This is a genomic window from Streptomyces sp. NPDC059900, from assembly GCF_050270335.1.
Classification (GTDB): Bacteria; Actinomycetota; Actinomycetes; order Streptomycetales; family Streptomycetaceae; genus Streptomyces.
In genome coordinates this window covers 1-8098 of sequence record NZ_JBNNJZ010000375.1, presented here as the reverse complement: position 1 = coordinate 8098, position 8098 = coordinate 1, and the positions used below count along the sequence as shown (strand labels likewise).

Below are 8098 nucleotides of genomic sequence, written 5' to 3'. Positions count from 1 at the left end.
GCGTTGAGGAAGGTGGGGACCCACTCCCTGTCGTCCAGGCGGGTGTTCCAGCCGACGTGGTCCACGTGCAGATGCGTGTTGATCACGATGTCGACGTCCTCGGGGGCGGCACCGGCCCGTTCGAGATCGGCCAGGAAGTCGGTGCGCAGATGGCTCCAGACGGGGGAGTACGGGCGTTCCTTGTGGTTGCCGGCGCCCGTGTCGACGAGGATGGTCTTCCCCTCGCTGCGCAGCAGCCAGCTCTGGACCGCGGAGTTGACGATGTTCGTCCGCGGGTCGAGGAAGTCGGGGGCGTGCCAGGCGGGGTCGGAGCGCCAGGCGTCTTCGGGAGCGGTGGGCAGGAATTGGCCGGGCGTCATGCCGACGGGGCCGTAGTACTCCTTCACGCGGGTGACGCTGACGTCGCCGAGTTCGATCTGTGCCAGTTCCATGCGGGTCTCCGTGGCCGGGTCGGGGTGGCTTCGGATCACCACCGTCGCCGGTGTCCGCGCAGGTCAGCCAGACCCGCCGCTGCCTACCCCGCACAGGGTCAGGCTGGCGCGGGCGGGCCGGTGCAGACTGGGGGACATGAGTGAACGAGGCCGGCTCGGCGACTTCCTGTACGCGCGGCGCTCCCGGCTGCGTCCCGCGGACGTGGGCCTGCGGGACTACGGCGACCGGCGGCGCGTGACGGGCCTGCGCAGGGAGGAGCTTGCGCTGCTCGCCGGGGTCAGCGCCTCGTACTACACGCGGCTGGAGCAGGGCCAGTCGGTGGGCGCTTCCCCGGAGATCCTGGACGCCGTCGCCGGGGCCCTCGGCCTCGACGAGGCGGAGCGCGGGCACCTGCACGACCTCGCCGACGCGGGCCGCAGGCGAACCCCGGCACGCCGTCCGCGGCCCGAGCACGAGCACCCCGGGCCCACCACGCTGCACCTGCTGAGCACCCTGGAGAGCGTCCCGGCACTGGTCAGCGGCCGCCGCGCCGACGTACTGGCCTGGAACCGGCTGGGTCACGCGCTGTTCGCGGCGCACCTGAGCCCCGACAGCCCCGAGCGGACGGCCGAGCGCCCCAACCTCGCCCGGATGCTGTTCCTGGACCCCCACACCCGCGCGCTGTACGCCGACTGGGCGGCGAAGGCCAAGGCCGTCGTCGAGAACCTGCGGATGGTCGCGGGACGCTACCCCGACGACGCGCTGCTCACCTCGCTCATCGGTGAACTCACCGTCAAAAGCGCCGAGTTCGCCGCCATGTGGGCCGACCACGGGGTGCACCCCTGCGACTTCGCCAGCTACGAGATGCGCCACCCCCTCGTCGGCACCCTCACCGTGACCCAGCAGAGCCTGAGCCTGCCCCAGGCGGTGGACCAGCAGCTGGTGCTCGCCGTCACCGAGCCCGGCTCGCCGTCGCGGGAGGCCGTGACCCTCCTCGGCCAGGCCGTCGCCGCCGACGAGCGCCCGCGAACCGGGCACGTGCGCCCCTAGGCTCTAGGACGGCTGCCGCCCCTGCAACGCGGTCTGCCAGCCCGGCAGTTCGGCCTCGCGCGCCGGCGCGGCACGCCGGCCGCCCCGCGCGAAGAAATCGGCGAGCGGCAGTGTCGCCGCACCCACCGTCACCGCGTCCGGGCCCAGGCGCCCCAGGCCGATGGCGACGCGGCCCGCCGGGTAGGAGAGGGCGTAGGTGGGGATGTAGCGCTTGACCGCGGTCAGGAAGCGCTGCCCGAGTTGGAGTCCGGCCCAGCCGCCGACGAGGATGCGTTCGGGCTGGAAGAGGTTGATCAGGTCGGAGAGGCCCGCGCCCAGGTACTCGGCGGTCTCTTCGAGGACCAGCAGGGCCGTGGGGTCGGCCGTGCCGCCGGCCTCCGGGTAGGCGGCGTCGAGCATGGCGGTGAGCGCGCTCTCCTCGTCCGTGCCGCCCGGCGGCCGCCCGCCCGCCTCCTGCCACCGTTCGAGCAGAGCCTCGGCCCCCGCGTACGCCTCCAGGCAGCCCAGCGCCCCGCACCGGCACTGTCTGCCCTGCACCCGCACGGTGAGGTGCCCCCACTCGAGGGCGCGGCCCTGCTCCACGTCCTCGGTGACCACGCACGCGCCGACACCCGAGCCGAACAGGACCACCACCGCGTTGCGCGTCCCGCGTCCGGCGCCGAACCACATCTCCGCCTGGCCGAGGGTCTTGGCTCCGTTGTCGATGAAGTACGGGACATCGGAGGGAAGTTGGACCCTGTCCCGGAGGAGTGATTCGAGCGGTACGGCGTCCCAGCCGATGGTTTGCCCGTGTACGACTGCACCGATGTCGCCGTCGTGCGCGACGATTCCGGGCACGCCGATCCCGACGCCGAGGAGTCTTTCGTTCGTCGCGCCCGCCGCGGCGAGCACCTCGCCGATCCCGTCGCGGATGTGCTCCGCGATGTCCTCGACGTCGTGCGCCTTGTGCGTCAACGGCCTTTCCGTGCGCGCGAGTTCGGACAGCGAGAGGTCGAAGAGCTCGACGCGTACGCGGGTCTCGCCGACGTCCACGCCGATCAGCTGGCCGCGGCCCGGAGCGACGCGCAGGAGCGTACGCGGGCGTCCGCCGTCGGACTCCACGCTGCCCGCCTCCTCCACCCACCCCTCCGTCACCAGCTCTGCCACGACGTTGCTGATGGAACCTGAACTCAGCCCGGTCGCGGGCCCGAGCGTGAAGCGGCTCATCGGCCCCTCGAAGTACAGCCGCTGCAGTACGGCGGCGCGGTTCTCCCGCCGCAGGTCGTGCACCGTACGCCCGTTGCGCTGCCCAGCCATGTGGTTCCTTCCGGCCTGCTCTGCCTCGAAGTTGGTCCTGTGTGACCCCTTGACGGTATCTTCCCCGCCGGTTTAACTCACGTCCTAAATTAAGTCATGAGGTCATTCAAGAGTTGAACGCGGCGCTGCCTCCAGCCGGCGCTGAGCCATCCGACCCATGCCTTCGTCCGGAAGGGACACCTGGAGCCATGCGCAGATTCCGAGCCGCCGCCGTCGGCGCCGCCACACTCTCGCTCGCCCTCACCGCCTCCGCCTGCGGCGGCGGTTCGACGACGGGCGGCGAGGGGTCCAACGACTCGCCGAAGACGCTGACCTACTGGGCGTCGAACCAAGGACCCAACCTCGAGGCGGACAAGAAGATCCTCAAGCCCGAACTCGAGAAGTTCGAGAAGCAGACGGGCATCAAGGTCAAGCTCGAGGTCGTCCCCTGGTCGGACCTGCTCAAGCGGATCCTGACCGCGACGACGTCGGGGCAGGGCCCCGACGTGCTGAACATCGGCAACACCTGGAGCGCTTCATTGCAGGCCAGCGGCGCTCTGCTGCCCTGGGACGAGAAGAACTTCGCCAAGATCGGCGGCAAGGACCGCTTCGTGGAGTCCGCGCTCGGCTCGGCGGGGGCGCCGGACAAGGATCCGGCGGCCGTCCCGCTGTACTCCATGGCGTACGCCCTCTACTACAACAAGAAGATGTTCGAGGACGCCGGGATAGACAAGCCCCCGGCCACCTGGGACGAGCTGGTCGCGGACGGCAAGAAGATCTCCAAGGGCGGCAAGTGGGCCCTGGGCGCGGAGGGGTCGAACCTCTCCAACAACATCCACCAGATCTTCGCCCTCGGAAAGCAGCACGGCGCGGACTTCTTCACCGAGGACGGCAAGCCCGACTTCACCTCCGACGGCGCGGTCGCGGCCGTGAAGCAGTACGTCGACATGATGGCGAAAGACAAGATCATCGCGCCGGGCAACGCCGAGTACGCGCAGAACCAGTCCCTGAGCGACTTCGCCAAGGACAAGACGGCGATGGTGCTGTGGCAGGCGGCCGCCACCACGTTCAAGTCCCAGGGCATGAGCGACGACGAGTGGGGCGTGGCACCCGTGCCGGTCGGCTCCGGAGCGCCGGGACAGGGCAAGGCCACCAACTCGATGGTCGCCGGCATCAACATGGCCGTCTTCAAGAACACCAAGAACATCGACGGCTCGCTGAAGTTCGTCAAGTTCATGACGAGCGACGCCGAGCAGAAGATTCTCTGCAAGTCCTACGGATCCGTGCCGCCCGTCAAGGCCGCCCAAGAGGACCCCGCCTTCGACCGCCCCGAGCTGAAGGTCCTGCGCGACACCCTCGCCAAGAGCGCCGCGCCCCTTCCCCAGGTGCCCGACGAGTCGCAGTTCGAGACGGCGGTCGGCACCGCGGTCAAGAACCTCTTCGCGAAGGCCGCGGAGGGCGGTGAGGTCAGCACCGCGTCCGTGAAGGCCGAACTGGTCAAGGCCCAGCAGCAGATGTCCCAGCAGTGAGTGATGCGTCCATGACCACGACCATCATCAAGGAAACGGGGGAGCAGGCCGTGACGGCCCCGGAGCAGAAGCGCGGCCCGGGCCGCCGTCCCGGCCGGCTCCGCCGGATCGGCCTGCCCTACCTGTTGCTGCTGCCCGCGCTGCTGCTCGAACTGCTCGTCCATCTGCTGCCGATCGTCATCGGCGCCGCGATGAGCTTCAAGGAGCTCACGCAGTTCTTCATCCGCGACTGGGGCGCCGCGCCCTGGTCGGGACTGGACAACTACAAGATCGCGGTGGACTTCGACGCCCCGATGGGCGAGGCACTGCTGCACTCGTTCTTCATCACCTGTGCCTTCACGCTCCTTTCCGTCGGCCTCTGCTGGCTGATCGGGACGGCCGCCGCGATCTATCTCCAGGAGACGTTCAAGGGGCGGGGCATCCTGCGGGCGCTCTTCCTCGTCCCGTACGCGCTGCCCGTGTACGCGGCGGTGATCACCTGGGGCTTCATGTTCCAGCGCGACAACGGCCTGATCAACCACGTGCTGCACGACCAGCTCGGCCTCACCGACAGCGCCCCGTTCTGGCTGATCGGCGACAACAGCTTCGTCGCGCTGCTCACCGTGTCGGTGTGGAAGGGCTGGCCGTTCGCCTTCCTCATCATGATGGCCGGGCTGCAGAACATCCCGCGCGAGATGTACGAGGCGGCGGCGCTCGACGGCGCCGGCATCTGGCAGCAGATCCGCCGGATCACGCTGCCGTCCCTGCGCCCCGTCAACCAGGTCCTCGTCCTCGTCCTGTTCCTGTGGACGTTCAACGACTTCAACACGCCGTTCGTCCTGTTCGGCCGGTCGGCGCCCGAGGCGGCGGACCTGATCTCCATCCACATCTACCAGTCCTCGTTCGCCACCTGGAACTTCGGCACCGGCTCCGCCATGTCCGTCCTGCTGCTCCTGTTCCTGCTCGCGGTGACGGGCGTCTATCTGTGGGTCACGTCCCGCGAGAGGAAGTCCGCCCATGTCTAGCGCCCGCATGGCCGTGCGGCCCCGCGGGGCCGCGAAGCCCCGGTCGCCGATGGCGGCGCCCCGCTCGTTCCTCTGGTCGCGGCGGATCTTCCTGACGCTGCTCACCGGCTTCGTGCTGCTTCCGGTGTTCGTGATGGTGTCCAGCTCGCTCAAGCCCCTGGAGGACGTGTCGGGCAAGTTCCGCTGGGTGCCGAGCGGGCTCACCATCCGCCCGTACATCGACATCTGGAAGACGGTTCCGCTGGCGGATTACTTCGTGAACTCGCTGATCGTGGCGGGCGCGGCCACCGTCTGCTCCGTGGTGATCGCCGTCTTCGCCGCCTACGCCGTCAGCCGCTACCAGTTCCGCGGCAAGCGCGTCTTCACGGTGACGGTCCTGTCGACCCAGATGTTCCCCGGCATCCTGTTCCTGCTGCCGCTGTTCCTGATGTACGTCAACATCGGCAACGCCACGGGGATCGCCCTGTTCGGTTCGCGGGGCGGGCTCATCCTCACGTATCTGACCTTCTCGCTGCCCTTCTCGATCTGGATGCTGATCGGGTACTTCGACTCGGTGCCCAAGGATCTGGACGAGGCGGCGCTCGTCGACGGCTGCGGGCCGATCGGCGCGCTCTTCCGGGTCGTCGTGCCGGCCGCGATCCCGGGCATCGTCGCGGTCGCCGTCTACGCGTTCATGACCGCATGGGGAGAAGTGCTCTTCGCCTCGGTCATGACCAACGAGAGCACCCGCACCCTGGCCATCGGCCTCCAGGGCTACTCCACCCAGAACGACGTCTACTGGAACCAGATCATGGCCGCGTCGCTGGTCGTGAGCGTGCCGGTGGTCGCGGGCTTCCTGCTCCTGCAGCGCTATCTGGTGGCCGGCCTGACCGCCGGAGCCGTCAAGTGACCCACCCCCTTGCGAACCATCCCCTCGCAACAACCCCGTCTGAGAGGACGTCTGTGTCCGAGCTCATCGACCTTGCCGCACTTCCGCACGACTTCGCGTGGGGCACGGCCACATCGGCGTACCAGATCGAGGGAGCCGTCGCCGAGGACGGCCGTTCCCCCTCGATCTGGGACACCTTCTCGCACACCCCCGGAAAGATCGACAACGACGATCACGGTGACGTGGCCTGCGACCACTACCACCGCTGGCGCGAGGACATCGCGCTGATGAAGCAACTGGGCACCACCGACTACCGGTTGTCCCTCGCCTGGCCGCGCATCGTGCCCGGCGGCGACGGCCCCGCCAACCCCAAGGGCCTGGACTTCTACGACCAGTTGATCGACGGACTGCTCGACGCGGGCATCACGCCGTCGGTGACCCTCTACCACTGGGACCTGCCGCAGGTCCTCCAGGACCGCGGCGGCTGGCCCGAGCGCGCGACCGCCGAGCACTTCGCCGCGTACGCCGCCGTCGCCGCCGAGCGCTTCGGCGACCGCGTCACCCAGTGGGCCACGCTCAACGAACCCCTCTGCTCGGCCTGGATCGGCCACCTCGAAGGGCGGATGGCGCCGGGCCTGACCGACCTGACCGCCGCCGTGCGCGCCTCCTACCACCTGCTGCTCGGCCACGGTCTCGCCACACAGGCGATCCGGGCCGCGGCCCCCGGAGCGCAGATCGGCATCGTCAACAACCTCTCCACCGTCGAGCCCGCCAGCGACCGCCCCGAGGACGTCGCCGCAGCCCACCGGGTGGACGGCCACACCAACCGCTGGTGGCTCGACCCGGTGCACGGCCGCGGCTTCCCCGCCGACATGCAGGAGGTCTACGGAGTCGAACTCCCCGAGCGGGCGGGCGACCTGGCGACCATCGCGCAGCCGCTGGACTGGCTGGGCCTGAACTACTACTTCCCGGCCGTGGTCCGCGACGACCCCGCGGGCCCCGCGCCCTACGCCCACCAGGTGCGGCGCGAAGGCGTGCCGCGCACCGGCATGGACTGGGAGATCGACGCGAGCGGCATCGAGACGCTGCTGCTGCGCCTGACCAACGAGTACGGGGCGCGCAAGCTGTACGTCACCGAGAACGGCTCGTCCTACCCCGACGTCGTACGCCCCGACGGAACGATCGACGACCCGGAGCGCACCGACTACCTGGTCCGTCATCTCGCCGCCTGCGCGAGCGCCGCGCGCAAGGGGGCACCTCTTGCCGGGTACTACGCGTGGTCGCTGCTCGACAACTTCGAGTGGGCCTACGGCTACGACAAGCGGTTCGGCCTGGTGCACGTCGACTACGAGACGCAGGTCCGCACCGTCAAGGACAGCGGCCTGCGCTATGCCGACATCATCCGCGAGCACCGGGGCGGGGTGCGGCGGGCTGCCTGACGCGTCCGCACGGCTGACCACGACTGACCCCGCCTGACCAAGGCTGACGGCGACTCCCGGTTCTCCGCCGATCCGGGGGTCGCCGCCGTTTATGGGGATGCGCCTTTCTGCGTCAGGTCGGGTTCGTCCTGCGGCCCTCCTTCATGGCGGCGCCGGCGCACATGAGGCCCAGCAGGAGGGTGAGGGCGCCGATGATGATGTTGGTGAGGATGACGCCGGCGTCGGGGCTGCTGCCGACGATCCACGGCGACACGATCATCCATACGCCCATCGCGCACATGGCCCCGCTCAGTCCGAGCATCCTGGCCGGTGCGACGGTGAATCCGAGACCCAGCAGGCCGATCGCGATGCCCATGATGAGGTTGTGCGTCGCGAGGGCGGGCTGGCTCGCGGAGAAGTGGACCACCCAGGCGGAGACGGCGCAGAAGAGGCCCGTGAGGAACACGGGTCCGTCCACCATCGCCACACTCTGGCCACGGAGTACGCGGGCGTGCCGATCCCGCATTTCGGATACGTCAGGGT

The 8098-nt window shown here is 69.4% G+C and carries 8 protein-coding genes; 5 read left to right on the top strand and 3 right to left on the bottom strand.

Annotated elements, in window-relative coordinates; genetic code table 11:
• Positions 1-425: MBL fold metallo-hydrolase (locus ACQKIP_RS33015; RefSeq protein WP_427744997.1), on the bottom strand; the 425-nt coding region annotated here is incomplete at its 3' end.
• Positions 426-567: 142 nt separating this feature from the next.
• Between ACQKIP_RS33015 and ACQKIP_RS33010 the strand changes: the two genes are divergently transcribed.
• A complete protein-coding gene (locus tag ACQKIP_RS33010) occupies positions 568-1461 on the top strand; it encodes a helix-turn-helix domain-containing protein (protein ID WP_365865290.1) in 894 nt (297 codons plus the stop codon).
• A 3-nt stretch (positions 1462-1464) separates the two neighbouring features.
• Here the strand turns inward: ACQKIP_RS33010 and ACQKIP_RS33005 are convergent, their stop codons facing one another.
• Positions 1465-2757: an ROK family transcriptional regulator gene (locus tag ACQKIP_RS33005; protein ID WP_365865288.1), complete on the bottom strand. Its 1293-nt coding sequence runs from the start codon at positions 2755-2757 to the stop codon at positions 1465-1467.
• Between the two features lie 188 nt (positions 2758-2945).
• Here ACQKIP_RS33005 and ACQKIP_RS33000 point away from each other — a divergent pair, with 188 nt between their 5' ends.
• The 4 genes from ACQKIP_RS33000 to ACQKIP_RS32985 are packed head-to-tail and all read left to right on the top strand — an operon-like array spanning position 2946 to position 7576.
• Positions 2946-4265, top strand: a complete 1320-nt coding sequence (locus ACQKIP_RS33000) for an ABC transporter substrate-binding protein (protein WP_365865286.1) — start codon at positions 2946-2948, stop codon at positions 4263-4265.
• An 11-nt stretch (positions 4266-4276) separates the two neighbouring features.
• A complete protein-coding gene (locus tag ACQKIP_RS32995) occupies positions 4277-5269 on the top strand; it encodes a carbohydrate ABC transporter permease (RefSeq protein WP_365865284.1) in 993 nt (330 codons plus the stop codon).
• A complete protein-coding gene (locus tag ACQKIP_RS32990; protein ID WP_365865282.1) occupies positions 5262-6158 on the top strand; it encodes a carbohydrate ABC transporter permease in 897 nt (298 codons plus the stop codon). Before ACQKIP_RS32995 ends, ACQKIP_RS32990 begins: the two co-directional genes overlap by 8 nt.
• 53 nt (positions 6159-6211) lie before the next feature.
• On the top strand, positions 6212-7576 hold the full coding sequence (locus ACQKIP_RS32985; protein WP_365865280.1) for a GH1 family beta-glucosidase: 1365 nt from the start codon (positions 6212-6214) through the stop codon (positions 7574-7576).
• A 112-nt stretch (positions 7577-7688) separates the two neighbouring features.
• On the opposite strand, the gene ACQKIP_RS32980 is transcribed toward ACQKIP_RS32985, so the two are convergent.
• A partial coding sequence (locus ACQKIP_RS32980) for an SPW repeat protein (RefSeq protein WP_427744993.1) occupies positions 7689-8098 on the bottom strand: 410 nt, incomplete at its 5' end.